Below are 24,406 nucleotides of genomic sequence, written 5' to 3' on the forward strand. Positions count from 1 at the left end.
TGTTTTTAGACTTTTTATCCCGAATAAAGTTTTACTTTATAATAACATTCTCAAATATTTTTCGAAGTTAACTCCTTCTACTTCAGAAATTTGCTCCAAAGAGGTATCATGAATAGCTGCTGTTAGAAATGCCTCTGCAAGCTGCACAGATTTTTCTAGACTCTCTCCTCGCATCATGCTTCCCATTATGACAGAAGCAAATAAATCACCCGTACCAGAATAACTTTTACCATTATACGGAATTGTGCCATAAAAAGTTTTATTCCCGTCCAAATACATATTCCCGATAAACTGCTTATCTGGATCTGCTGACGGTGGATTCACGCCAGTTATGATCACCTTAGCATCAGTTTCTTGCTGCAATGTCTTTCCAGCTTCTTCTAATACTTCGATAAAATCACTTTCATTTAAATAGCTATATAGTTTTTCATAGGATAATCCGGTTAATAGACAGCACTCCGTTACATTTGGTGTAATCACATCTGCACATTTCACAAGTTCTCTCATTCGCACTAGCAATTCTTCTGTAAAAAGTTTATAGGCCTCACCTATATCCCCCATCACAGGATCCACAAGCAAGATGGTTTCTTTTGTATGAAATTTATCTAAAAAACGAAAAATATTATCAATTTGCTCTCGGCCAGTTACAAATCCGGTATAGATTCCATCAAAGGTTACATGAAGCTTACTCCATTCCTCTTCGAAATATTGCATTTTAGATGTAAAATCTTCACAAAAAAAACTTGGATAACCCGTTTGTGCAGACAATATAGCAGTTGGTAAAGGACATGCCTGCACCCCCATTACCGAAAGAACCGGAATCACAGCTGTTAATGAACATTTTCCAAAAGATGATAAATCCTGTATTACAGCGACTTTTTTCATAATAACCTCCATAAGATCTATCCCACTTAAGCTTTATTCATATTATCACAAATAAAAAATAGGAAAAATTCCCGATAATCCCGAGGAAAACTACACCAGTTACCTTTCAACTAAATTAAATGGCTTTCTAACACTAAAAAACTTACGCCTTCAATTCTACATTCATTAGTAGAAAGCATCTCTTATGATATCGTTGGAAATATTCGGATTCAATATAGTTTCGTTAATCCTTTTCAAAAAACTTAAAAAAGCAGCGCCCCCTTATCAGAGAGCTGGCTGCTTTATTTTAAAATAAGTACCGCCACACACTCCACATGTGCAGAGTGTATGTGGCAACACAAGGGTGCTGGTGGGTTTCTTACATTCTTAAAACATTTTTCTTTCAGAAAACAGACCTTAACAAAACAAAAATTTCCATCTGCAAAGGAACTCGAAACTAAATAAAATAAATACACATGAATTGATGCGATTCATTTTCCCTCTAACTTTTTGAGAGTTACATCATTTCACTGTCCCCTACCCCATCAATACTCTTTTCAAATTTATCAAGCAATGCACGCACTTCATCTGTTGATTTCGTGCTCATCAATTGATTTCTTAATTCAGCAGCTCCATGAAATCCTTTGACATAAATTTTGAAAAAGCGATGAAGCCCTGTGATTGAACGTGGCAGTACTTCCGCATATTGATCTTGAAGATCAAGCTGCAGTCTTAAAAGATCAAGGTGTTCTTTACTGCTATGCTCTCTCGGCTCTTTTTCAAAAGCAAACGGATTTTTAAAAATACCTCGCCCGATCATAACGCCATCAATACCGTATTTTTCAGCAAGCTGCAGCCCAGTTTGACGATCAGGAATGTCTCCATTGATTGTTAGTAGCGTATTTGGTGCGATACGGTCACGTAATTTTTTGATTTCCGGAATTAGCTCCCAATGTGCATCTACTTGGCTCATTTCCTCTCTTGTACGTAAATGAATAGAAAGGTTCGCAATATCCTGTTTTAAAATATGCGTTAGCCACTCCTCCCACTCATTTACATCCTTATAGCCAAGTCGTGTTTTCACGCTGACAGGCAGTCCGCCCGCTTTTGCTGCTTGAATAAGTTCTGCCGCAACGTCTGGACGCAGAATAAGGCCACTACCTTTCCCTCTCGATGCCACATTCGGTACAGGGCAGCCCATATTAATATCGATTCCTTTAAATCCTAGCTCTGCCATGCCAATACTCATTTGACGGAAATATTCAGGATTATCCCCCCAAATATGTGCCACCATTGGCTGTTCATCTTCTGTAAAAATCAAACGGCCACGCACACTTTTCATACCCTCTGGATGACAATAGCTATCCGAGTTTGTAAACTCTGTGAAAAACACATCCGGTCGACCGGCTTCACTTACTACGTGACGAAAAACAACATCTGTCACATCTTCCATTGGTGCAAGTACAAAAAATGGTCGTGGTAAATCACGCCAAAAATTATCTATCATTTTAAACTCAAATCCTCTCACTGTGGATACAACTTCAAACTCTCGGTCAAAAAATATAAAGCCAAATGTTCCACTTCTTTTACACTTATATCATGCTTAATAACTTATTATCAAACACAAGGACATTTATAATTTGTGAAAAACTATTGTGAAAATCGGCAATGTTTATTTTAACTAAAATCGGTCCTGAATGGTATTTTTATAAACCAAAAAGCAGATGGTATAGATTTTTTCTATATCAACTGCTTTTCTATTATACCAACTTAAGCCAAGCCACACACTCCACATGAGTAGTATGCGGGAACATATCAACAGGCTGAACCTCTTGCGTCTTATATCCGCCTTCTTCTAATACTTTTAAGTCACGTGCTAGTGTTGCTGGATTACATGATACATATACGACGCGCTGTGGCTTCATGTCGATGATTGTGTTTAGTAATGCTTCGTCACACCCTTTACGCGGCGGGTCTACAACGATTGTGTCGGCGATTACGCCTTCTTTGTACCAGTTTGGAATGACTACTTCAGCTTCTCCTACTGCAAATTCAGCGTTTGTCATGTTGTTGAGTTCTGCGTTTCGATTTGCGTCTTCGATTGCTTCTGGGACGATTTCAACGCCGTATACTTTTTTCGCTTTTTGCGCTAAGAACAGCGAGATTGATCCGATTCCGCAGTATGCATCGATTACTGTTTCATTTCCATCTAGTTTTGCGTATTCTAATGCTTTATCATACAGCACTTTCGTTTGTTCTGGGTTTACTTGATAGAAAGAACGTGCTGAGATGGCAAATTTAATGTCACCGATAAAGTCATAAATATATTCTGATCCGTATAGGACTGTTGTTTTGTCTCCGAAAATAACATTTGTACGTTTCGTATTTACGTTTTGGACAATTGATTTTACATTTGGGAACTTCGCTGTGATTTCTTCAATGATTGCCTTTTTGTTTAGAAGTTCTGCCGTACGTGTAATGAAGACAAGCATAATTTCCCCTGTTACTTGTCCGTAACGAGCCATTACGTGGCGAAGTGTTCCTTTATGACGTTCTTCGTTGTAAGCTTTGATGCCGTGTTTTTCACAAATACGTTTTACTTCTTGAATTAATGTATCGTTTTCTTCTGCTTGAATTAAGCATGTTTCCATATTAATGATGTCATGCGTTCCTTGACGATAGAAACCAGCTACAAGTCCGCCTTCACGTTCTCCAATTGGTACTTGTGCTTTGTTTCGATAAACCCAAGGATTCTCCATACCGAGAACAGGATGAACTGGTACGTCATTGAGTCCACCGATACGCTGCATTACATCACGCACTTGTTTTTCTTTCGCCTTTAGTTGCCCTTCATATGTTAAGTGCTGAAGCTGACAACCGCCGCATTGGTTATAAACTGGGCATTCTGCATCTTTACGATACGGGCTTTCTGTATAAAGCTTCATTAAACGACCAAATGCGAAGTTCTTCTTTACTTTAATAATTTTAATTTGTGCTTCTTCACCTGGTAATCCGTTTTTCACGAAAATAGGATATCCTTTTACTTTCGCAACACCGGCACCATCATGTGTTAAATCTTCAAATACTACATCTATAAACTCGTTTTTTTCAACTGGTGGCGTCATTTTATTAACCATTTTCCGACCTCTCTTTTTCATAACACTGCGTTACATTTTATCATACTTATATGGTCTTTTTCTATTGGAAGAAAAAAAGCTATTGACGGTGCTTCTCTATTAATGTTACGCTACTACTAATTTAATACGGACGATGTTACCTCATATATACTTGATAATATGGATCGAGAGTTTCTACCCGGCAACCGAAAATTGCTGGACTATGGGGAAAACTAATGAATATTAGCTTGTTTATGTATATAAAGACTCATATTGATTAGCTTTCTCTCATAGATGAAAGTGAATCCATATGGGTCTTTTTTATTTTTTACTTTTCTAAAAGGTCAGACATCTTACGTATGACATAAAACCTCTCCTATTTTATTTATTAGTTATATAACGAGTGTTTTATGCAAAAACTTTATACGAACTTCTGAAAGGGGCAACTACATGCAATATGTAATGAGCGTTATTGGCATTCTTGTCGTTTTAGGTTTATGTTTTGCTTTGTCAAACAACAAAAGTAAAATCAACTTCCGTGCAATTGCTATTATGATGGGTTTCCAAATTTTAATTGGTTGGTTTATGTTTGGCACAAAAATTGGTCAAGAGATCATCATTTTTATTAGTAAAGTCTTCAACAAGCTGATTAAACTTGGTACAACAGGTGTTGACTTCCTATTTGACGGAGTCCAAAGAGACTTTGTCTTTTTCTTCAACGTACTATTAATTATCGTCTTTTTCTCAACACTACTTTCTATTTTTAGCTATTTAGGCGTTTTACCATTCATCGTTCGCGTTGTCGGCGGTGCAATTTCAAAAATTACCGGTTTACCACGCGTTGAATCATTCCATGCAGTAAACTCTGTATTCTTCGGTTCAAGTGAGGCATTAATCGTAATTAAAAATGACCTAAAACATTTTAATAAAAACCGTATGTTTATCATTTGCTGTTCAGCAATGAGCTCAGTTTCAGCTTCTGTTACAGCATCATACGTTATGATGTTAGATGCGAAATATGTACTAGCAGCACTCCCACTGAACTTATTCTCTAGCTTAATTGTGTGTTCATTATTAACACCAGTTGATACAAAAAAAGAAGAAGAAACAGCTCAGAAATTTGATAGAAGTCTATTCGGTGACAGCCTCATCGGTGCGATGATTAACGGTGCATTAGATGGTTTGAAAGTAGCTGGTATCGTTGCCGCTTTAATGATTGCCTTTATTGGTGTTATGGAAGTTGTAAACTACGTAATTAGTGCAGCTTCAGGTGCAATGGGATATGCTGTTACATTGCAACAAATCTTCGGTTATATTCTTGCTCCATTTGCATTCCTAATGGGTATTCCAGTCCACGATATTATCCCAGCTGGTGGAATCATGGGAACAAAAATTGTCTTAAATGAATTCGTAGCTATTCTTGATTTAAAAGAAGTTGCCAAAACGTTATCTCCACGTACAGTTGGAATCGTTACTGTATTCTTAATTAGCTTCGCAAGTATTAGCCAAATCGGTGCGATCGTTGGTACAGTTCGTGCCCTTTCTGAAAAACAAGGAAGCGTCGTATCTAAATTTGGTTGGAAAATGCTATTTGCATCAACACTTGCTTCTATTTTATCGGCTACGATTGCTGGATTATTTATTTAATAAAAAATCACCCTCTCTTCCCTTTTAGTTGTGGATGTTAGGGTGGTTTTTTTATGATTAAGAATAACTAATTTAACAATGTAATCATATGCAATATTGCATACACTCTTCAACATGATTTCTCTTTTGTATATGAAGAAATAAATATATACTAGTATTGGCAAGAAGATGTATTTTTTCTGTTTACAGTGAAAGAAATATCCAACATTAAGCCCCCAAAAGTAGAAAAGCGTTTTTAAAGACACCTCCGAAAATAACTATTTTTGGAGGTGTCTTTTTTATAAAGGACTATATAACTACCATTATTTTCATTTTCAAAATTTTACACAAGACAAAGCCCGTGATTTTGCTCTCCCATTTCATTTAAAACGTGGAGAATTTCAAATTGAAACAGTGGGATTAAAAGAAGACAACACAGAAGTTCCTCTAGTGAAATCTACGATTACATTCCAGCAGTATGTACCTTTCCTTATGTACCATGCTATTGAAAAATACCCTGGACCAAGTGATGGTGACTTAGGCTTATATGTACTACCAGAGCAATTTGAAAAACATATGCAATATTTCAAAGATAACGGTTATACAATGTTAACGTTTGAACGTTGGGGTGATGTAAATCGTGTCAATAAACCAGTCTTTGTAACAATGGATGATGGTCGAAAAAATAATATGAATGCTCTTCATATTTTACAAAAATTAAAAGATGATAAATTTCAGCCAGCGGTAACAGAATTCCTAATCTCAAATGGTATCGATAAACCAAATCGTCTCACAACCGATGAGGTAAAACAAATGCTTGATTCAGGTATTTTTTCTATTCAATCGCATACCGCTAATCATGCAATGATGGCTTATACAAGCAATTATGATGAAGAATTACGTGCATCTAAAGAAAAAATTGAAAATCTTACAGGCAAAAAGCTCATCGCACTTGCCTATCCAGTAGGTTCTTATAATAATCCAGCTGTGGAAGAAACAAAGAAACATTATGAATTTGTAGTAACTACAGATCATGGAACCCACATTACAAAAGGCACACCGAACAAACAATACTTAATTAAACGTCATTTTGTTGGTCCTAATACAACAATGGCGCAGTTTACATCACTTGTAGAAGAAAAATATTAATAGATTTTTAGGCTGTTTTTATGAAAAAGTGGCCTTTTCCTCCATCTATACTACTTTAAAATTAGCTTAAATTATAATCTGGAGCATGTAGACTCCCTTATATAAATATTATAATTTGTAAAAAAAGTGCCGAATAAAAAAATAGAACTCAATCTCAGCTGAGCTCTATTTATATTTTTTAAATTTTCTTGTATTATGTATATAAGAAATCTTTCGAATAAAGGAGATTGTCATATGTCATTTGAACAAACATTAGAAAAGTATGCTGCTCTTGCAGTAAATGTCGGTGTTAATATTCAGCCCGGACAGACATTATCGATTAATGCACCACTTGAGGCAGCTCCATTTGTCCGTCTTGTTACAGAAAAGGCATATAAATCAGGCGCAAAACATGTATATGTAGATTGGAACGATGAAGTGTTAACACGTTTAAAATTTGACTTAGCTCCTGAAGAAGCATTCTCAGAATTCCCTGCTTGGAAGGCGCATGCACGTGAGGAATTAGCAAAAGAAGGCGCTGCATTTATGTCTATCTATGCAGAAAATCCAGACCTATTAAAAGGTGTAGATGCAAAACGAATTGCAAGTGCTCATAAGGTTGCTGGAGAAGCAATGAAAGTATACCGTGATTATGTACAAGCTGATAAAGTAAGCTGGTGCGTTATCTCTGTTCCTACGAAAGAATGGGCAGCAAAAGTATTCCCTGATGTTGCATCAGAAAAACAAGAAGAAAAGCTATGGGATGCAATTTTCCAAGCAACTCGTGCAAATCTAGAAAATCCTGTGGAAGCATGGAAAGAACATGATGAAACATTACATAAAAAAGTAGATTACTTAAATGAAAAACATTATAAAGCTCTTCATTATACAGGTCCTGGAACAGATTTAACAATTGAACTTCCAGAAAAACACGTATGGGCTGGAGCTGGTAGCCTAAATGAAAAAAATGTACCATTTATGGCTAACATTCCAACAGAAGAAGTGTTTACGATGCCATTAAAAACAGGTGTAAACGGACAAGTATCAAGTACAAAACCATTAGTATTTGCAGGTAACATTATCGATAACTTTACACTTACATTCGAAAACGGACGTATTGTAGACTATAAAGCTGATGTTGGCGAAGAAGCTTTAAAACATTTAGTTGAGACAGATGAAGGCTCTCATTTCTTAGGAGAGGTTGCATTAGTACCTCATGATTCACCAATTTCTAATACAAATATTTTATTCTATAATACGCTATTTGATGAAAATGCATCCTGCCATTTAGCAATTGGAAATGCTTATGCATTTAACTTAGTTGGTGGTAAAACAATGACAAAAGAAGAGCTTGCTGAAAATGGAGCAAACTCTAGTATTACACACGAAGACTTTATGATTGGATCAGCTGAACTTGATATCGATGGTATTACAGCTGATGGAAAACGTGAACCTATCTTCCGTAAAGGTAACTGGGCATTCTAAGAATACAAATTACTTAATGAAAAGAGCTGTTTTTCTAGAAAAAACAGCTCTTTTCATTTTTAAACACATGCAATATTGCATACTAAAAAGCATTGCGAATAGTACGTCGTCTTAATATAATCAATGTATAAAGTTTTATTATTATAATATTCAAAACAAAAGGAGGAGTTTTCATGACGACAGCAATTGCAATTTTAACATTCGTTGGTAAAGTAATTCCATTAGTAACAGATCTATTGAAAGCACTCATGTAAACTTATTCTTTTTATATTAATGTATTCTCACATAATAAAAAGGCTGTTTTCATTTTCAGAAAACAACCTTTTTTACTTTATTATAATCCTAACGAGATATATTTAATTTCTAAATATTCCTCAATTCCAAAATGACCACCTTCACGACCAATACCACTTTCCTTAAATCCACCAAACGGTGCTTGTGCAACTGATGGAAGTCCATCATTCAAACCAATAATTCCATATTCTAATGATTCACTAATCTGGAATGCTTGACTAATGTCTTTTGTAAATACATATGCCGCTAAACCGTACGGTGTATTATTTGCGCGTTCAATTACTTCTTCAACCGTTTCAAATTTTGCAACAGGTGCAACCGGACCAAATGTTTCTTCATTCATACATAACATTGTATCGTTTGCTCCTCCAATTACAGTTGGTTCAATAAAGTGACCATTTAACTCTGCAATTGTTTGGCCACCATAAAGAATTTCGCCGCCTTTTTTGATTGCATCTGCGATATGCTCTTGTACTTTTTCTACAGCACTTGCATCAATAAGCGGTCCTACAGTCGTACCTTCTCCAAATCCATCCCCTACCTTAAGCTGACCTACCGATTTTTGGAACTTTTCTGCAAATTCTCCATATACCGCTTCTTGTACAAATACACGGTTTGTACATATACATGTTTGACCAGCGTTACGGAACTTCGAACCAATTACCGCTTCTACAGCTTTATCTAAATCTGCATCATTCATTACAATAAATGGGGCATGCCCACCTAGTTCAAGTGACACTTTTTTCATTGTTTTCGCTGCACCGCACATTAATTCTTTTCCGATTTCAGTTGATCCTGTAAATGAAACCTTTCTTACGCGCCCATCCTCCATCCAAGTATCAGCAATTGCCTTTGCACTACCTGTTACAATATTTAAAACACCTTTTGGAATATCTGCTTCATGTGCTAATTCAGCTAATTTTAATGCCGTTAACGGTGTTTGGCTTGCAGGTTTTACAACCGCTGTACAGCCTGCTGCAAGTGCTGGTGCTACTTTCCTTGTAATCATTGCAGCTGGAAAATTCCACGGTGTAATCGCTGCAATAACGCCAACAGGCTGCTTCGTTACTAAAATGCGTTTATTCGGATGAGAAGCTGGAATCATTTCACCATATACTCGCTTTCCTTCTTCCGCATACCACTCTACAAAACTATTTGCATAGTTCACTTCCCCAAGTGCTTCTACAAACGGCTTTCCTTGTTCTTTTGTCATAATCGCCGCAATTTCTTCTTTGTTTTCATCAATTAACGTAAACCACTTCTTTAATTTTTGCGCACGGTCAGCTGCAGTTAATTTTGACCAAGATTTAAAAGCTTCATGTGCAGCATCTACAGCTTGCTTTGCCTCAGTGACTCCGCCCTTCGGAACAGTTGCAAATACTTCCTGCGTCGCCGGATTATTAATCTCAATTTGTTCCTGTAGCTTAATCCATTCCCCATTTATATACATTGCTTTTTGATCTAAATTTACATACGTCGCTTTCTTATCCAATGTTTTCTTCCTCCTTTATATTCTCTTCATTTTCTAAGGTATTTCCTTCATACTTACCGAAAAGCATTCTAACAAAAAATATCCTCCAAAAATCACCCACCCTAGTACCATTAACCACTCATATGGCCAAATTCCTCCCCTATAAACTTCTTAATTTTCCTAGTCGCTGCAGACTGGCTTATTTTCAAAAACTCTGCTACTTTGTAACTTGATCCATATGTTTTATACGCTTTAAGGATAATATTCCGTTCTACTTCTTCCAGCATTTTATAGAGGCTTTGACCGGATTGCTCAACTGTTGATTTCTGCATCGATAGTGGCAAATCTTCTATTGTCACAAGATCATCTGCAGTAATCACAATACGTTCAATCACATTTTCTATTTCTCTATTATTCCCTTCCCAAGGGTACCCTACAAACATTTGTAAAGTACTAGGAGCCAAATTTACATCACGTCCATACTTTTCGTTAAAATGTTGTAAGTAATGATAAACTAACGGTAAAATATCTTCCGTTCTCTCGCGCAGCGGCGGAATTTGAATAGGAATTACATTCAAACGATAGTATAAATCTTTTCGGAAAGTACCTTGTTTTACCATTTCAGCTAGATCTCTATTCGTAGCTGCGACAATCCGAACATCTACTTTTTTTAGTTCCCTACCTCCTACTGGGCGGAATGTTTTTTCCTGTAATACTTGCAGCAGTTTCGCCTGAATTTCAAGCGGCATTTCACCAATCTCGTCTAAAAAAAGGGTCCCTTTATGAGCTAACTCTAAAATTCCTTTTTTTCCTTCACGGTTTGCTCCCGTAAATGAACCACCTGAATAACCAAACAGTTCTGATTCGATTAAATTTGTCGGTAATGCCGCACAATTAATTTCATAAAACATTTCATTTTTACGATGACTCACTTCATGCAAATGACGTACTAATCTACTTTTCCCTACGCCGGTCTCACCTAAAATAAGGACTGTACTATCTACCACAGAAACTTTTTTGATTGTTGTGACTATTTTTTGCATAGCTATACTTTTAAAAATAAGCCCTTCATGTTCATACGTTTCTCTTAACTCTTTTTTATATGTCTTTAACTGATTATCCATCTCCTCTACCTTTTTGCGTAATTGATAGAGTTCAGTGAGGTCACGAGAATAACTAATCACCCTTCGCAAATTTCCTTGTTCATCAAATACAGGTCTTGTACGGACATGCAAATATTCTCCCGACTTTGTTGTCTGAACAAGTTCAATTGGCTTTTTCTTCTCAATTACTTCTAATGTTGCAGATGGATAAAAAATCCCTTCTTTTTGCAGCTCTTTTACATGCTTTCCCACTAACTCTTCAGCAGATAATTGATAGTGTCTTTCACATGTACTATTTACACGGACGACAGTCCCTTCCTCATCCGTAACAAAAATTTCATCAAATGCATATTCAAACACATCTTTTAAATCCATAAATGCTCGTTCCTTTTCTGCAACCATTCCAGCCACTCCTCAAATTCAAGTCCATTGCTTCACTTTATTACCGCTTACATTTCATTATAAAGTGAAACCTGCATTTAAGGGAATCTTCTGTATTTTATATAGAGTAAACTAGAATGATTGCAAATATGTTATATATAAATACATTTTATTTTTTCAACATATAAGTCGCTGCTAAGAAGAACAAAAGGTGACCTACACTCGTTTTCTCTCTTTCTTTTAACTTTGCATGGGGCAAAAAGAGGGTCTGATCGCTTCTATGCATGGACGGATGCTCTCTCCCACCTAAAAGGAAAGGTTTTATGTCGTTTTTTCAATTTGTATTCTATTATTTACACACGAGCGATATCTGCTTGCTCATAACAAACTTGCAAGGAATCTTCAATAATTGTAAGCCCCTCTTCTAGTTGTTCATCTGTAATGACCAGTGGCATTAACACACGAACTACATTCCCATACGTTCCAGCTGATAATAAGAGCAGTCCTCGTTTATTCGCTTCAGCACATAAACTTGCTGTTAATGCTTTATCTGCTTCTTTCGTTGTACGATCTTTAACAAGTTCGAATGCACACATCGCTCCTAAACCACGCACATCACCAATACAGTTATATTTTTTCTTCATTTCTTCAAATCGATCCATTACAACTTTCCCTACATGAAAAGCTCGATCATTTAATTTTTCTTTCTCTATAATATCCAAAACAGCTAATGCCGCCGCGCATCCTAATGGACTTCCAGCATATGTTCCACCAAGTTCCCCTGGTGCTGATTCATTCATAACTTCTTTTCGGCCAATAACGCCACTAATTGGTACTCCTGCCCCTAATGATTTCGAAACAGTAATTAAATCTGGAACGACATCATAGTGATCAATTGCAAAGTATTTTCCTGTACGGCTAAAACCTGTTTGAATTTCATCAGCTACAAATAAAATGCCATGTTCAGAGCAAAGATGACGTACTTCTTGTACAAACTTCTTACTTGGAACGATAAAACCACCTTCGCCTTGGACTGGTTCCATCACAACAGCTGCTATGCTTTCTGGTGCAACTTCTGATATTAAAAAGTTCTTAAATTCTTCAATAATAAAGTTATCGTATTGTTCGTCTGTTAAACCTTCTGGACGACGATATTCATATGGGAATGGTGCTTTATATACTTCTGGTGCAAATGGGCCGAATCCGAATTTATAAGGCTTTACTTTACTTGTCATCGTCATTGTCATCAATGTACGACCATGAAATCCTTTTGAAAACGCAATAATGCCAGGTCTTTTCGTATATTTACGAGCAATTTTCACAGCATTTTCAACTGCTTCAGCACCACTATTTAAAAATAGTACTTGTTTCTCAAAGTTTCCAGGAGCTAATGCAGCAAGCTTCTCTGCTAATTCAATATATGGCTCATACATCATGACATTAAAACCAGTATGAATATATTGGTCTACTTGTTTATGAAGTGCTTCTTTCACAGCAGGGTGGCAATGTCCTACGTTAATCGTTCCGATTGCTCCGGCAAAATCGATAAATTGATTTCCATCTACATCTGTCACAAGCGCACCATTGGCTGACTGTACGAATGTTGAAATTCCATTACTCACACCTCTTGGTACGATATTTTGACGGCGCTCTAATAAAGAAGCTGCCTTTGGTCCTGGAATTTGTTCATTTACTTTAGCGAATTTTGTATTCATCGTTTCTCCCATCCTTTTCTATGCTATGATTTTCTTTTTCTATATTGCAAAATACATGCCAACTTAATGAATACAACAATTTTCTAGTTTTCTCAGGATTTCGACATAAAAAATAAGTCTATATTGACTTAATACAAGTCAATATAGACTTATTTTATTTATAGATTAGACTTTTCTCGTTCCCAAATAAGTTCTCCAGAATCAGAAATGAAATTACCGACAGAATCTAATACAATATCTGCAAGTGGTGCTAATGTTTGAAGATCGCTCGTCCCAGAAAGTACTCCAATTGCATAACAAGCCCCGCTATTTTTCGCTAAATGTAAATCGGTCGGTGTATCACCAACTACCGCTACTTCAGATGAATCCAAGCTAAACTTCTCACAAAATGCTTCTACAATTTGTTTATCTGGTTTTTGTGCTGGAAATGTATCTGAAGCTACAATACAATCAAAGAAAGATTCCAATTGATACTGCTTTAAAAATAATTCTGTCGGCGCAAAATCATCAGCTGTCACAACCCCTAAAATGAACCCTTTATCTTTCAATGTTTGTAAAACCCTTGGTAAATCCGCTGTCATCCTCATATAGGAACGATGCTCGTACATGAGAGTAAATAATTTTTCACTTACCCAATGATGCATCTCACACTCTTTTACAGACGGGATGTACTTACAAAGGGCATTTGCCACATCAAGACTTGTTCCAGCCGCTAATGCACTACGCGGATGAACAAACGCCCCTTCCACACCAATTTCTTTCAAAAGAGTTAGTTGTAACGATTGAGGTAAATGGTATAGTTCTATCAGTTCAGTTACAAGCTCTTCCGCTACTTTTATCCAAATTGAATGAAAGTCCATTAATGTTCCATCTTTATCAAATAAAATCGCTTTTACCTTCTTCATACCATCCTACCTTTCGGTTCTTCTCCCATTCAGTGTAGCAAGAAAATGTGGATGTAAAATGAAAAAATTGTAAAAATACCATAAAAATCAAACTAACTTCCAATTTACAATTCAAAAAAAGATGCCTTTATAGGGCATCCTCTTTATGTTCCGGAACAAAAAGTTCCAGACAATGATATATATTTTCAAATTCCATCGGTGCGTCTCCACCGTATTCACCATCTAAGTTAATCATTAATTTATCCGGTGAATGAACCTTAATACGATTCGCTTGTGTATATAAAACTTTTGGATTATTAATATGCTCACCGCGTTGTGCTTGTGTTGCCGCTTTAATCAAATCAGCAATAGAGCCCTTCTTCAGCACTAATAAGTCAAATAAGCCATCGTTAATAGATGCATATGGTGCAACCTTTTCAAAACCACCGACTGAGCGCGTATTCGTAATTAAAAACATCGTAATTTCTTCTTGCAGGAGCTTTCCATCATACTCAATTTCAACATATGTTGGATGTAATGATGGGAGCATTTCAATACCTTTTAAATAATAGGCAAGTTGTCCTAAAACTGTTTTTAACTTACTTGGCACTTCATATGTTAATTCTGTAATACGTCCGCCGCCAGCAATGTTAATAAAATATGTATCGTTCGCTCTGCCAAGGTCTAACGGGACAGTCTTACCTTCACAAATAATATCCGCCGCCTCTTCAATAGAACGCGGCACACCAATTGCACGTGCAAAATCATTCGTCGTCCCAACTGGAATGATACCGAATTTTGGACGATGTTCATTCCCTACTAAACCATTTACTACTTCATTTAACGTCCCGTCACCACCTGCTGCAATAACGACATCAAACTTACGATCTGCCGCTTGCCTCGCTGCCACAGTCGCATCTCCAGGACCCGTTGTTGCATGACAAGATGTTTCATATCCAGCTTGTTCTAATTTTTGTAATACTTCTGGTAAACTCTTTTTAAATAACTCACGACCAGAAGTAGGGTTATAAATTATTCTTGCTCGCTTCATCATTCATTAGCACAGGAAATTTCTCATTCATAGAAAAAGAATATACCGAACCCTTATTCAGCGTTCCTATGCCTACCTCCTCTCATCTTCCTATCCTTCTTTTATCCCGCTCAAACAGGCAGTAAGAAACTGATTCGTGTAGCCCTCTATTAGTAAAATGTTCACTAACAAAGGTTTTGCTTTATTTGACCAAGAAATATATCTTTCCACTCTTTATTACTTCTCATTGTTTCACAAAAAATAAATATAACGAATAATAAGTATTTATTATTTCACGAGATGAAAAACTCTCTATGTCTAGATTTATCATTATTCCCACCTTTTTGCAACTATCATACCATAGTTGCTATACAAACATTTTCTCACTTTTGTCAGTTAATCAAACGTTTGTTTAAATAATTTGTTAATTTAAACAAACGTTTGATTAACTCAGAAAAAACACCCAAATATGGGTGCTTTCTCTGCTTAATCTTTAATACTTGTTTTAGCTTATCGTTTATTGATTTCTTCTAACAAGATCTTGTTAACAAGCGGTGGATTCGCTTGTCCTTTTGTTGCTTTCATAATTTGACCAACTAAGAAGCCAATTGCACGGTCTTTACCGTTTTTGAAGTCTTCAATAGATTGTTCATTATTATCAAGAATTTCTGTTACAATCTTACGAAGTGTGCCTTCGTCAGAAATTTGAACAAGACCTTTTGCTTTAACGATTTCTTCTGGGTCTCCACCTTTTTCAATTAACTCATTAAATACTTTTTTCGCAATTTTAGACGAAATTGTACCCTTTTCAATTAATTGAACCATTTTAGATAGTCCAGCTGGCGTTAATGCTACGTCTTTTAATTCTTTTTGTTGCTTATTTAAGTATGCAAGTACTTCACCCATTAACCAGTTTGATGTTAATTTTGCATCTGCACCGTCTGCAACCGTTGCTTCAAAGAAATCAGACATTTCTTTTGTTAACGTTAATACGTGTGCATCGTAAGCTGGTAAGCCAAGCTCTTCAACATAGCGTACTTTACGAGCATCTGGAAGTTCAGGAATAGAAGCACGAACACGCTCTTTCCACGCATCGTCAATATAAAGTTCAACTAAGTCTGGCTCTGGGAAGTAACGGTAATCGTCAGATCCTTCTTTCACACGCATTAAGATTGTTTTCTTCGTTGCTTCATCATAACGACGTGTTTCTTGTTGGATAATACCACCAGATAATAATTCTTTTTCTTGACGTACTTGCTCATGCTCAAGACCTTTTTGTACGTAAGCGAAAGAGTTTAAGTTTTTCAGCTCTGCTTTTGTACCAAACTTCTCTTGTCCAACTGGACGAAGAGAAATGTTTGCATCACAGCGAAGAGAACCTTCTTCCATCTTACAATCAGATACGCCTGTATATTGAATGATTGATTTTAATTTTTCTAAGTATGCATATGCTTCTTCTGGCGTACGCATATCTGGCTCAGATACGATCTCGATTAACGGCATACCTTGACGGTTGTAGTCTACTAATGAGTAGCCTTCACCTGTATGCGTTGATTTACCTGCATCTTCTTCTAAATGAAGACGTGTAATACCGATACGTTTCTTTTTACCGCCTACTTCAATTTCAATCCAACCATTTTCCCCAATTGGTTTATCAAACTGAGAAATTTGGTAAGCTTTCGGGTTATCTGGATAGAAATAGTTTTTACGGTCAAACTTTGTTTCTGTTGCGATTTCACAGTTTAATGCCATTGCAGCTTTCATTGCAAAGTTAACTGCTTCTTTATTTAGAGTTGGAAGCACCCCAGGATATCCTAAGTCAATTACACTTGTTTGTGTATTTGGAGCCGCTCCGAATTCTGTTGGACTCGCAGAGAAAATTTTCGAATTTGTTTTTAACTCAACGTGAACCTCTAAACCAATAATTGTTTCAAAATTCATCTATGCTCGCCTCCTTACAGACTTGCTTTTTTTGTATGATAATCTGTTGCTTGCTCAAATGCATGTGCAACGCGGTAAATCGTCGCTTCATCAAAATGCTTACCGATAATTTGTAAACCAAGCGGCATGTTGTTCGCACCGAATCCACATGGGACAGAAATTGCTGGAACACCCGCTAAGTTTACTGGAATTGTTAAAATATCATTTGCGTACATTGTCATTGGATCATCAATTTTTTCGCCCACTTTAAACGCTGGAGTTGGCGTAGTTGGTCCAATAATAACATCATAGTTAGCAAATACATTTTCAAAGTCATTTTTAATTAATGTACGTACTTGTTGTGCTTTTTTGTAATATGCATCATAGTAACCAGAGCTAAGTGCAAATGTACCAAGCATAATACGGCGTTTTACTTCGTCACCAAAGCCTTCGCTACGCGTATTTTTGTAAAGGTCCATTAAGTTATTCACATTATCAGAACGAACGCCATAGCGTACACCATCAAAGCGTGAAAGGTTAGCAGACGCTTCAGAAGAAGATATTAAGTAGTACGTTGCTAGCGCGTATTTAGAGTGCGGAAGAGATACTTCTTCCCAAGTCGCTCCCATACCTTCTAACACTTTTAAAGCAGCTAGTACTGACTCACGAGCTTCTTCGCCAACACCTTCGCCTAAGTATTCTTTTGGTACAGCGATGCGTAAACCTTTTACGTCGCCTGTTAAACCAGCTAAGTAGTTACCAACTTCAACGTTTGCAGAAGTTGTATCCATACGATCAACACCTGAAATAGCTTGTAATAAGTATGCATTGTCTTCTACTGTACGTGTAATCGGTCCGATTTGGTCAAGAGAAGATGCAAATGCAACTAAACCAAAGCGAGATACACGTCCATATGTTGGTTTTAAACCAACAACGCCGCAATATGCAGCTGGCTGACGGATAGAACCACCTGTATCAGAACCTAAAGAGAATAATACTTCTCCTGCCGCTACTGCTGCTGCAGAGCCACCACTAGATCCGCCCGGAACATAGTCTAAATTCCAAGGGTTTTTCGTAGCATAGAAACCAGAGTTCTCATTTGAAGACCCCATTGCAAACTCGTCCATGTTTAATTTACCGATTGTAATTGTGTCAGCAGCTTTTAGCTTTTGCACAACTGTTGCATCATAAATTGGATCAAAATTTGCTAATATTTTGCTCGCACAAGTTGTACGCAGACCATTTGTTACAATGTTATCTTTCACACCGATTGGCATACCGAATAGTAAACCGTTATCTTCAGCACCAATCTTCGCATCTAATTCTTTCGCTTTCGCACGTGCATTTTCTTCATCTAATGTAAGAAATGCTTTTACGTTATCTTCAACATCCGCAATACGTTTGTAAGACTCTTCTACTAAATCCGTAACGGAAATTTCTTTGCTGTTTAATTTCTTATGTAACTCTAATACAGAATGATCAAATAATGACATCGAAATTCCCCTCCTCTATTCTAATACTGCTGGAACACGGATTTGATTATCTTTGTGATCCGGTGCATTTTTTAATACTTCTTCAACTGGTAAACCTTTTTCTGGTACATCTTCACGCATAATATTTTTCATATCTAGTACGTGAGTTGTTGGTTTTACATTTGTTGTATCTAATTCATTTAACTGCTCTGCAAATGTAACAATTGCATCGAGTTGTTTTTGGAATTTTTCTGCTTCTTGATCTGTAATTGCAAGACGTGCTAAATGCGCTACATGCTTTACATTCTCCACGGAAATTCTTGACACGGCTAGGCCACCTCCATAATATATCGTTCAATCTACAATACTATTGATGATACCAAATTTTCAGTACTTCAAGCAAGTCAACACACGGCACTTACAGCATTTTTACATAAAAAAAGAAAGGCTTTTGCCTTTCCTCTCAATTTAATCTTTATCTAACGGTTCTTTTTTCGGAAAACGCTCGTTATCTTCTTCATTATCACGGATTGTTTTTTGAAGCACAAAACATGACATCGTTAAAAATAATGTACCTATTAAATAGTATCCTTTTACACTTAGTGTTTCATCTAATGTATAAATACCAATTAACATACCAGAAAGCGCACAAACAAATGAAGTCCATGCTAAAAATGTGAACGCTTGGGTATTTCTTCTCCTCATTGTTCTCCCCCTTGTAGCTGTATATCCATTATAGATAAGTATATTACCATTATGGATTTTTATGTAAAATATACTTCTGTATCTATTACTCTATCACACACATTTTCTATTATAAAGTTTATTTTTCGTTCTAATCTGAAAAAACAAAAAATAATCATTTTACATTTATTTCAACTAATCAAGGAATGAGAACGGATATTACGAATACTGAAATATTTGTCAGTGGAAGCAATTGTTGGAATATGAATAATTGTTAGACTCACTGCTAGATAACACCTAATAAATTTTCTATCAAGATGAATGTGTACCTTATTTATCACTTTCTAAAACAGAAGTATTCTGTCTGTTATAGATAGAACAACAAGCAGATATTACGATGACTAAAATAACCGAAATTCTCGATATTCCAATTATGGTTAATCCGCGGATAGTTGTTTCTTTAAATCCTTATCCATTATTTCTACATTTTTACTTTTTTTCAGTTTTTCGATTACATCATCAATCGATTTAGCATTAGCACTTAAATAGTCCTTCTTCACTTGTTCTTTAATATCGTTATATTTCTTTTGTTCATGCTTAGTAACCTTAATAATATGGTAACCATAATCCGTTTTCACCGGATCACTGATTGTACCGACTTCTTGCTTAAATGCAGAATCTGCGAATTCCGTAACCATTTCCTTACGCGTAAACTCACCAAGAGAACCGCCTTTTTCACCAGAAGTTGTATCTGTAGATTTCTCCTTTGCCAGCTTAGAAAAATCCGCTCCATCATCCAGCTGTTGTTTGATTTCAGTTGCTTCTTCTTCCGTACTAACCAAAATATGAGATGCTGTCACATATTCATAGTTCGTCTTATTTTCATTATAATAAGCTTTTAGCTTTTTCTCAGACGTCTTGATTCCTTCCGTAGCAGCCTTTTCTTGAAGCAAGCTTATCTCCAATTGTTCTTTAAAAGAAGCTGCATCGGCATATCCATTACTAGTCAATGCTAATTCAAATTCATCATCTGACCCATACTGAGATTTTATTTCATTGAACGCTTTATTTAATTCTTCATTGGAAATTTTATATTTTGTACTCAATAATTTTTCTTCAATTAAACTTTCTAGCACTGTTGCTCCGCTCGATGTTTTTAGCACCTCATATAAGTCATCTTTTGTAATATTTCCGGCATCCGTTTTTACAATTACTTCACTGCCAGAGGATGAGCACCCCACCAACCCAATAGTAAGCGCTAGACTGAAAGATAAAGCTGCGATTGTTTTTTTCATTTTTTTGATCTCCGTTCTATAGTAATATATGTGAAATTTCCTAATGGAATGTGTTTGTTTTTTACGTATACTCTCTTTCATTTGAACTAGAAAAACTTTAATAGCTATTTAAAAATTGAATGGTAAATTTATTTATCAGTATCCCTTTTGACTACGCTTTTGTTGCTAGCAACAAAACAGATACCTAGCCCAGCTGTCAAAATTACTGTTTTTTTAATTTTCATTTGGGCCCACTCCTTTATTGCAAGAAACACGGAACACCCAATATCGGCTTCCTATAAAATTTATTAAACTACCAATCAACGTTGCAGTCACTTTAGAAACAGCCAAAGACTGCTCTAAAGTGTCATGCATACCACTTAGTATTAGAGATACTACAACAAGACTCAAAAGATTAACGCATGTAAATTTCAATGGTTCTTTTACAACTTGTTTTCTTCCTTTTTGTTGGAACGTCCACTGTCTGTTAAGCAAGTAGCTGTTTACTATGCCGCAACTATAGGATATCCACTGGGCCGGGAAAAGCGGTACCCCCACCATGACCAGCAATGTAAAAATCATTATATCGATACCAGTATTAAGCGAACCCACTGCTAAGAATTTCAAAGCTTGTATCCAACTTTTATTCATAAACTACCTCATGATTCGTTGTTGACTTTTCCTTTGTCTGTTCCCCATAGAATTCCCGTATGATATATAAGGGTCTTCCTTTTGTTTCATCATAGATCCGCCCAATATATTCACCGATAATCCCTAGCATAAATAGCATAAAGCCGTTAAAGATTAGCATAATACTAATCATGGAAGGCCAACCTTTCATAGTTGCTTCAGTAAAAAGAGTGAGATACAGAACATACATAAAGTATAGGAAACCCGATCCAGATAGAAGTAGCCCGGAATAAATCGCCAACTTCAAGGGCTTATAAGAGAAAGAAAGAATCCCATCCAAGCATAGCTTTATCATTCGCTTGAGAGGATATTTGGTTTCACCTGCCAGCCTTTCATCTCGAACATATTCAACAGATGTTTGACGGAATCCAACCCAACTGACTAATCCTCGGACAAATCTATTATTCTCGGTTATCCGTTTCATTTCTTTACATACCTTTTGGTCCATAAGACGAAAATCTCCCGTATCCACCGGTATATCGATATCTGTAGAAGCGCGAAGCACACGGTAAAACATGCTTGCTGACCACTTTTTAAACCATGTTTCTCCCTTACGCTTTATTCGTTTTGCATAGACTACTTCGTAGCCTTCTTTCCATTTTTCAATCATTTGCAGAATCAATTCAGGTGGGTCCTGTAAATCAGCGTCAATGATAATAACCGCATTCCCTTTTGCATAATCCATGCCAGCTGTGATGGCAATCTGATGACCAAAGTTCCGGGAAAAATCAATGAGCTTCACTGCTTTATCGCATCTGGCAAAGTCTTTTATAATATCAGCACATTTGTCTTGGCTTCCGTCATTAATGAACAGTAATTCATACGTATCATTCGTATCCTTCATGACCTTTTTCAGTCTCCGGTAGGTTTCTTCAATAACAGCTTCTTCGTTATACATGGGAATTATAATCGAATAACATATATCGTTTCTCATTCTTGCTTCACTCCTTTACAACGTTACTTTATACAAAGTATTTGAGCGTCCAGGACCACCCATATTAACGCTTTCCTTGTCACTGTTTTGCGTTGTCTGCCATTCTTCAGATGGGATTTCCTCACCATTTTCCTGAATCCACTGTGTCACTTCAGAACTTCCGCCTCGCATCCCTTCACCTGAAATGAGGAAGTATTTTACGTTCCCACTTGATACCAATTTTTCTAAATCCTCAACCGTATAAACCGGATCAGAACCAGAAAATCCGCCCATTGTTATCACGGATTCTCCCTTATCTATAATGTAAGGAGCTGCAGTTTGATAGCTTGTTGTAGCAAACAAATATTGTTCACCAGTATTGTTTTTCTTTAAGTATGACAAAGTTTTACTATCTAAACTCTCGCTATCCATTCCTCCTTGCTTGTTTCTTGGCATTCCCGAAGGTTGTCCACTAGTCATTGGCCCTTTCATATCATCTTCTGATGAAGTATTAGATTTATCTTCACGATCTCGTTCGGTCGGAATTTCACCGCCGTCAGGACCTCCTTGTCCATTCATTGTAGGCATCGCTCCTCCTGCGAAACCACCCATGTTACCTTTACCATCAGCCGAGCTCGGTCCCGCCTGTGGCAGCATACTGTTTCCACCATACGTAATCGGTGTAGTAGCCCAATACAATGGTCCAATCAGCAGTATAAGTAATCCTGCAATGCTTACTGCAAGAGGTAACTTTACCTTTCTATACTTAAACAGAACAAGTACCAGAGCAAAGATTATTCCTGCAGACGTTATACCAATAGACCAACCAGTCCCAATTACATCATCATAAGGATGGATAATGTACCATTGGAATCCCGCCGTTCCTACAACTGCAGCCGGCAATAACCAAGATTTCCAACCAGCATTGCTTTTGTAATCTTCAAAAAGCTGTGTCCAACCGGATCCAAACAGAGCTGCAATAGGAGCTGCGAGCATAATCAGATAATAATGATGGAAGAAACCTGCAATACTGAAGAATGCCATTGCCGGGATTAACCATACGAGCCAGAAGACTATTTCTTTATGCTTGGGCGTTATATTGTTTCTTCGTAAACCAGCCAATAAGCTGACACTAGCGATAGCAACAAATGGAAGTAGCCAACTAGCCTGCCCAGACAATTCAGACTGGAACAAACGGAGTAGACCTTTCTCGCCAGTTCCAAAATTACCGCCTGCTCCGCCACCCGGACCACCATTATTACCTCCAGGCTGGCCGTCTCCTTTACCTATTTGAGCTCCTTGGCTATCATCATTGCCGTTTGTTGAATTAACTCCGTTTTCGGTTTCGTCGTTCGTCTTCGTCTCATTGTTATCCTGAGGCGGTTGATATTGATTATTTACATTAGGAGCTCCTTGGTTACTATCATCACTATTTGCCGAGTCAACTCCATTTTCAATACCACCGTTCGGCATTCCCCCATTGTTATCTTGAGGTTGGTGCTGTTGATCGTTCGCACCGGGTGCTCCCCCGCCGCCTCCTTGATTTCCTGTGAGACGAGAAAGTCCATTGTAACCAAACGCTAATTCTAGAACCGAGTTCGTCTCACTACTACCAACATATGGGCGTTTATCTTCAGGAATAGCATCCACAATAACTGCCCATGAAAGAGAAATAGTAAGCATGATAGCTGTTGCCCCAGAGAGTAAACCAATCTTTTTCTTCCAGTTTACTTTGGCAGCCCAAACATAGAAGACATAAAAAGCCGGAAGTACCATATAAGCCTGTAGCATCTTCATATTGAAGGCCAAACCTATTACTGCAAAGGCACCAAAGAGACTCCAAACACTACTACGCTTCACGCTTCTAAATAATAACCAAGTAGCTAGCAAAAGGGTAAATACGAGCATACTATCAATATTGTTTGTTCGGCTCACTGCCGCTGCAATTGGCGTACATGCAAAAGCTAAAGCCCCAAGTCTTGCAGCTGCTAAGCCGAAAGATGGTTTTACTAAAAAATAAATGAGCAGTACTGATCCCACCCCAGCCAATGCCTGCGGAAGAATCACACTCCAACCGTGCAAACCAAAGATATAAGCACTTATTGTTTGTATCCAAAATGTAACAGGTGGTTTATCCACTGTTACAGATCCTGCTGAATCGAGAGAACCGAAAAAGAAATTATGGAAGTTTTGCAACATGCTTGCTACTGTAGTGGTGTAATAAGTATTTGCATACTGATCGGTCCAAATGTTATATCCATTTAAAAAAGCTGCCAATAAGACTATTAATATTAAAGGCACATCTAATCGGTTTTTTAACCGTGAAAACATGATATTACAACTCCTTAATCACTTT

18 protein-coding genes, 1 pseudogene and 1 riboswitch are annotated in these 24,406 nt (G+C 37.0%); of the genes and pseudogenes, 3 read left to right on the forward strand and 16 right to left on the reverse strand.

The features are described from left to right. Positions 1-36: 36 nt before the first annotated feature. The 3 genes from J4P91_RS21330 to rlmD all read right to left on the reverse strand — a co-directional run bounded on the left by J4P91_RS21330 (position 37) and on the right by rlmD (position 4,022). Positions 37-885 carry a pyridoxamine kinase gene (locus J4P91_RS21330; protein WP_207995747.1) on the reverse strand — a complete coding sequence of 283 codons (849 nt, stop codon included), beginning with the start codon at positions 883-885 and terminating at the stop codon, positions 37-39. A 496-nt stretch (positions 886-1,381) separates the two neighbouring features. After that, positions 1,382-2,371: a tRNA dihydrouridine synthase gene (locus J4P91_RS21335; protein WP_207995748.1), complete on the reverse strand. Its 990-nt coding sequence runs from the start codon at positions 2,369-2,371 to the stop codon at positions 1,382-1,384. 253 nt (positions 2,372-2,624) lie between these two features. Continuing rightward, a complete protein-coding gene (rlmD, locus tag J4P91_RS21340) occupies positions 2,625-4,022 on the reverse strand; it encodes a 23S rRNA (uracil(1939)-C(5))-methyltransferase RlmD (RefSeq protein WP_374192062.1) in 1,398 nt (465 codons plus the stop codon). A 100-nt stretch (positions 4,023-4,122) separates the two neighbouring features. Continuing rightward, a riboswitch (purine riboswitch) is annotated at positions 4,123-4,224 on the forward strand. Between the two features lie 206 nt (positions 4,225-4,430). Between rlmD and J4P91_RS21345 the strand changes: the two genes are divergently transcribed. The 3 genes and pseudogenes from J4P91_RS21345 to J4P91_RS21355 all read left to right on the forward strand — a co-directional run bounded on the left by J4P91_RS21345 (position 4,431) and on the right by J4P91_RS21355 (position 8,219). Continuing rightward, complete coding sequence (locus tag J4P91_RS21345; RefSeq protein WP_207995750.1) at positions 4,431-5,627, forward strand: NupC/NupG family nucleoside CNT transporter; 1,197 nt, start codon at positions 4,431-4,433, stop codon at positions 5,625-5,627. Positions 5,628-5,942: 315 nt separating this feature from the next. Next, positions 5,943-6,755: pseudogene (locus J4P91_RS21350) on the forward strand (polysaccharide deacetylase family protein); the annotation flags it as partial. A gap of 234 nt (positions 6,756-6,989) precedes the next feature. Next, positions 6,990-8,219 carry an aminopeptidase gene (locus J4P91_RS21355; RefSeq protein WP_207995751.1) on the forward strand — a complete coding sequence of 410 codons (1,230 nt, stop codon included), beginning with the start codon at positions 6,990-6,992 and terminating at the stop codon, positions 8,217-8,219. Positions 8,220-8,553: 334 nt separating this feature from the next. Here J4P91_RS21355 and J4P91_RS21360 read toward each other — a convergent pair whose 3' ends face one another. The 13 genes from J4P91_RS21360 to J4P91_RS21420 all read right to left on the reverse strand — a co-directional run bounded on the left by J4P91_RS21360 (position 8,554) and on the right by J4P91_RS21420 (position 24,381). Continuing rightward, the gene (locus J4P91_RS21360; RefSeq protein ID WP_207995752.1) at positions 8,554-10,005 is read right to left on the reverse strand and encodes an NAD-dependent succinate-semialdehyde dehydrogenase; all 1,452 of its coding nucleotides are present in this window, start codon (positions 10,003-10,005) and stop codon (positions 8,554-8,556) included. 110 nt (positions 10,006-10,115) lie between these two features. Beyond that, positions 10,116-11,489 carry a sigma-54 interaction domain-containing protein gene (locus tag J4P91_RS21365; protein ID WP_017154181.1) on the reverse strand — a complete coding sequence of 458 codons (1,374 nt, stop codon included), beginning with the start codon at positions 11,487-11,489 and terminating at the stop codon, positions 10,116-10,118. 332 nt (positions 11,490-11,821) lie between these two features. Then, positions 11,822-13,183: a 4-aminobutyrate--2-oxoglutarate transaminase gene (gene gabT / locus J4P91_RS21370; protein ID WP_207995753.1), complete on the reverse strand. Its 1,362-nt coding sequence runs from the start codon at positions 13,181-13,183 to the stop codon at positions 11,822-11,824. A 158-nt stretch (positions 13,184-13,341) separates the two neighbouring features. Then, positions 13,342-14,088 (reverse strand): HAD family hydrolase, encoded by a 747-nt coding sequence (locus J4P91_RS21375; protein WP_207995754.1) that lies wholly within the window; start codon positions 14,086-14,088, stop codon positions 13,342-13,344. A 127-nt stretch (positions 14,089-14,215) separates the two neighbouring features. Continuing rightward, positions 14,216-15,121 carry a diacylglycerol kinase gene (locus tag J4P91_RS21380; RefSeq protein ID WP_207995755.1) on the reverse strand — a complete coding sequence of 302 codons (906 nt, stop codon included), beginning with the start codon at positions 15,119-15,121 and terminating at the stop codon, positions 14,216-14,218. Positions 15,122-15,607: 486 nt separating this feature from the next. Further along, positions 15,608-17,038: an Asp-tRNA(Asn)/Glu-tRNA(Gln) amidotransferase subunit GatB gene (gene gatB / locus J4P91_RS21385; protein ID WP_017154185.1), complete on the reverse strand. Its 1,431-nt coding sequence runs from the start codon at positions 17,036-17,038 to the stop codon at positions 15,608-15,610. Positions 17,039-17,052: 14 nt separating this feature from the next. After that, entirely contained in the window at positions 17,053-18,510 is a 1,458-nt protein-coding gene (gatA, locus tag J4P91_RS21390; RefSeq protein WP_017154186.1) for an Asp-tRNA(Asn)/Glu-tRNA(Gln) amidotransferase subunit GatA, read from the reverse strand. Between the two features lie 15 nt (positions 18,511-18,525). Continuing rightward, positions 18,526-18,816, reverse strand: coding sequence for an Asp-tRNA(Asn)/Glu-tRNA(Gln) amidotransferase subunit GatC (gene gatC / locus J4P91_RS21395; protein WP_017154187.1), 291 nt, complete (start codon positions 18,814-18,816; stop codon positions 18,526-18,528). A 141-nt stretch (positions 18,817-18,957) separates the two neighbouring features. Further along, entirely contained in the window at positions 18,958-19,194 is a 237-nt protein-coding gene (locus J4P91_RS21400) for a YiaA/YiaB family inner membrane protein (protein WP_017154188.1), read from the reverse strand. A 416-nt stretch (positions 19,195-19,610) separates the two neighbouring features. Further along, positions 19,611-20,468, reverse strand: coding sequence for a peptidylprolyl isomerase (locus J4P91_RS21405; RefSeq protein ID WP_207995756.1), 858 nt, complete (start codon positions 20,466-20,468; stop codon positions 19,611-19,613). Between the two features lie 213 nt (positions 20,469-20,681). After that, on the reverse strand, positions 20,682-21,098 hold the full coding sequence (locus J4P91_RS21410; RefSeq protein WP_207995757.1) for a GtrA family protein: 417 nt from the start codon (positions 21,096-21,098) through the stop codon (positions 20,682-20,684). Continuing rightward, positions 21,091-22,071, reverse strand: coding sequence for a glycosyltransferase family 2 protein (locus J4P91_RS21415; protein WP_207995758.1), 981 nt, complete (start codon positions 22,069-22,071; stop codon positions 21,091-21,093). Before J4P91_RS21415 ends, J4P91_RS21410 begins: the two co-directional genes overlap by 8 nt. 15 nt (positions 22,072-22,086) lie before the next feature. Beyond that, entirely contained in the window at positions 22,087-24,381 is a 2,295-nt protein-coding gene (locus J4P91_RS21420; protein ID WP_207995759.1) for a glycosyltransferase family 39 protein, read from the reverse strand. Positions 24,382-24,406: the final 25 nt, after the last annotated feature.

It is taken from the genome of Bacillus sp. XF8 (genome assembly GCF_017498755.1).
GTDB classification, from domain to species: Bacteria; Bacillota; Bacilli; order Bacillales; family Bacillaceae_G; genus Bacillus_A; species Bacillus_A bingmayongensis.

What these genes read in the sequence shown, in the direction of transcription:
- J4P91_RS21330 (WP_207995747.1), bottom strand. Translation starts at nt 885, where the DNA reads ATGAAAAAAGTCGCTGTAATACAGGATTTATCATCTTTTGGAAAATGT.
- J4P91_RS21335 (WP_207995748.1), bottom strand. Translation starts at nt 2,371, where the DNA reads ATGATAGATAATTTTTGGCGTGATTTACCACGACCATTTTTTGTACTT.
- rlmD (WP_374192062.1), bottom strand. Translation starts at nt 4,022, where the DNA reads ATGAAAAAGAGAGGTCGGAAAATGGTTAATAAAATGACGCCACCAGTT.
- J4P91_RS21345 (WP_207995750.1), top strand. Translation starts at nt 4,431, where the DNA reads ATGCAATATGTAATGAGCGTTATTGGCATTCTTGTCGTTTTAGGTTTA.
- J4P91_RS21355 (WP_207995751.1), top strand. Translation starts at nt 6,990, where the DNA reads ATGTCATTTGAACAAACATTAGAAAAGTATGCTGCTCTTGCAGTAAAT.
- J4P91_RS21365 (WP_017154181.1), bottom strand. Translation starts at nt 11,489, where the DNA reads ATGGTTGCAGAAAAGGAACGAGCATTTATGGATTTAAAAGATGTGTTT.
- gabT (WP_207995753.1), bottom strand. Translation starts at nt 13,183, where the DNA reads ATGAATACAAAATTCGCTAAAGTAAATGAACAAATTCCAGGACCAAAG.
- J4P91_RS21375 (WP_207995754.1), bottom strand. Translation starts at nt 14,088, where the DNA reads ATGAAGAAGGTAAAAGCGATTTTATTTGATAAAGATGGAACATTAATG.
- J4P91_RS21380 (WP_207995755.1), bottom strand. Translation starts at nt 15,121, where the DNA reads ATGATGAAGCGAGCAAGAATAATTTATAACCCTACTTCTGGTCGTGAG.
- gatB (WP_017154185.1), bottom strand. Translation starts at nt 17,038, where the DNA reads ATGAATTTTGAAACAATTATTGGTTTAGAGGTTCACGTTGAGTTAAAA.
- gatA (WP_017154186.1), bottom strand. Translation starts at nt 18,510, where the DNA reads ATGTCATTATTTGATCATTCTGTATTAGAGTTACATAAGAAATTAAAC.
- J4P91_RS21400 (WP_017154188.1), bottom strand. Translation starts at nt 19,194, where the DNA reads ATGAGGAGAAGAAATACCCAAGCGTTCACATTTTTAGCATGGACTTCA.
- J4P91_RS21405 (WP_207995756.1), bottom strand. Translation starts at nt 20,468, where the DNA reads ATGAAAAAAACAATCGCAGCTTTATCTTTCAGTCTAGCGCTTACTATT.
- J4P91_RS21410 (WP_207995757.1), bottom strand. Translation starts at nt 21,098, where the DNA reads ATGAATAAAAGTTGGATACAAGCTTTGAAATTCTTAGCAGTGGGTTCG.
- J4P91_RS21415 (WP_207995758.1), bottom strand. Translation starts at nt 22,071, where the DNA reads ATGAGAAACGATATATGTTATTCGATTATAATTCCCATGTATAACGAA.
- J4P91_RS21420 (WP_207995759.1), bottom strand. Translation starts at nt 24,381, where the DNA reads ATGTTTTCACGGTTAAAAAACCGATTAGATGTGCCTTTAATATTAATA.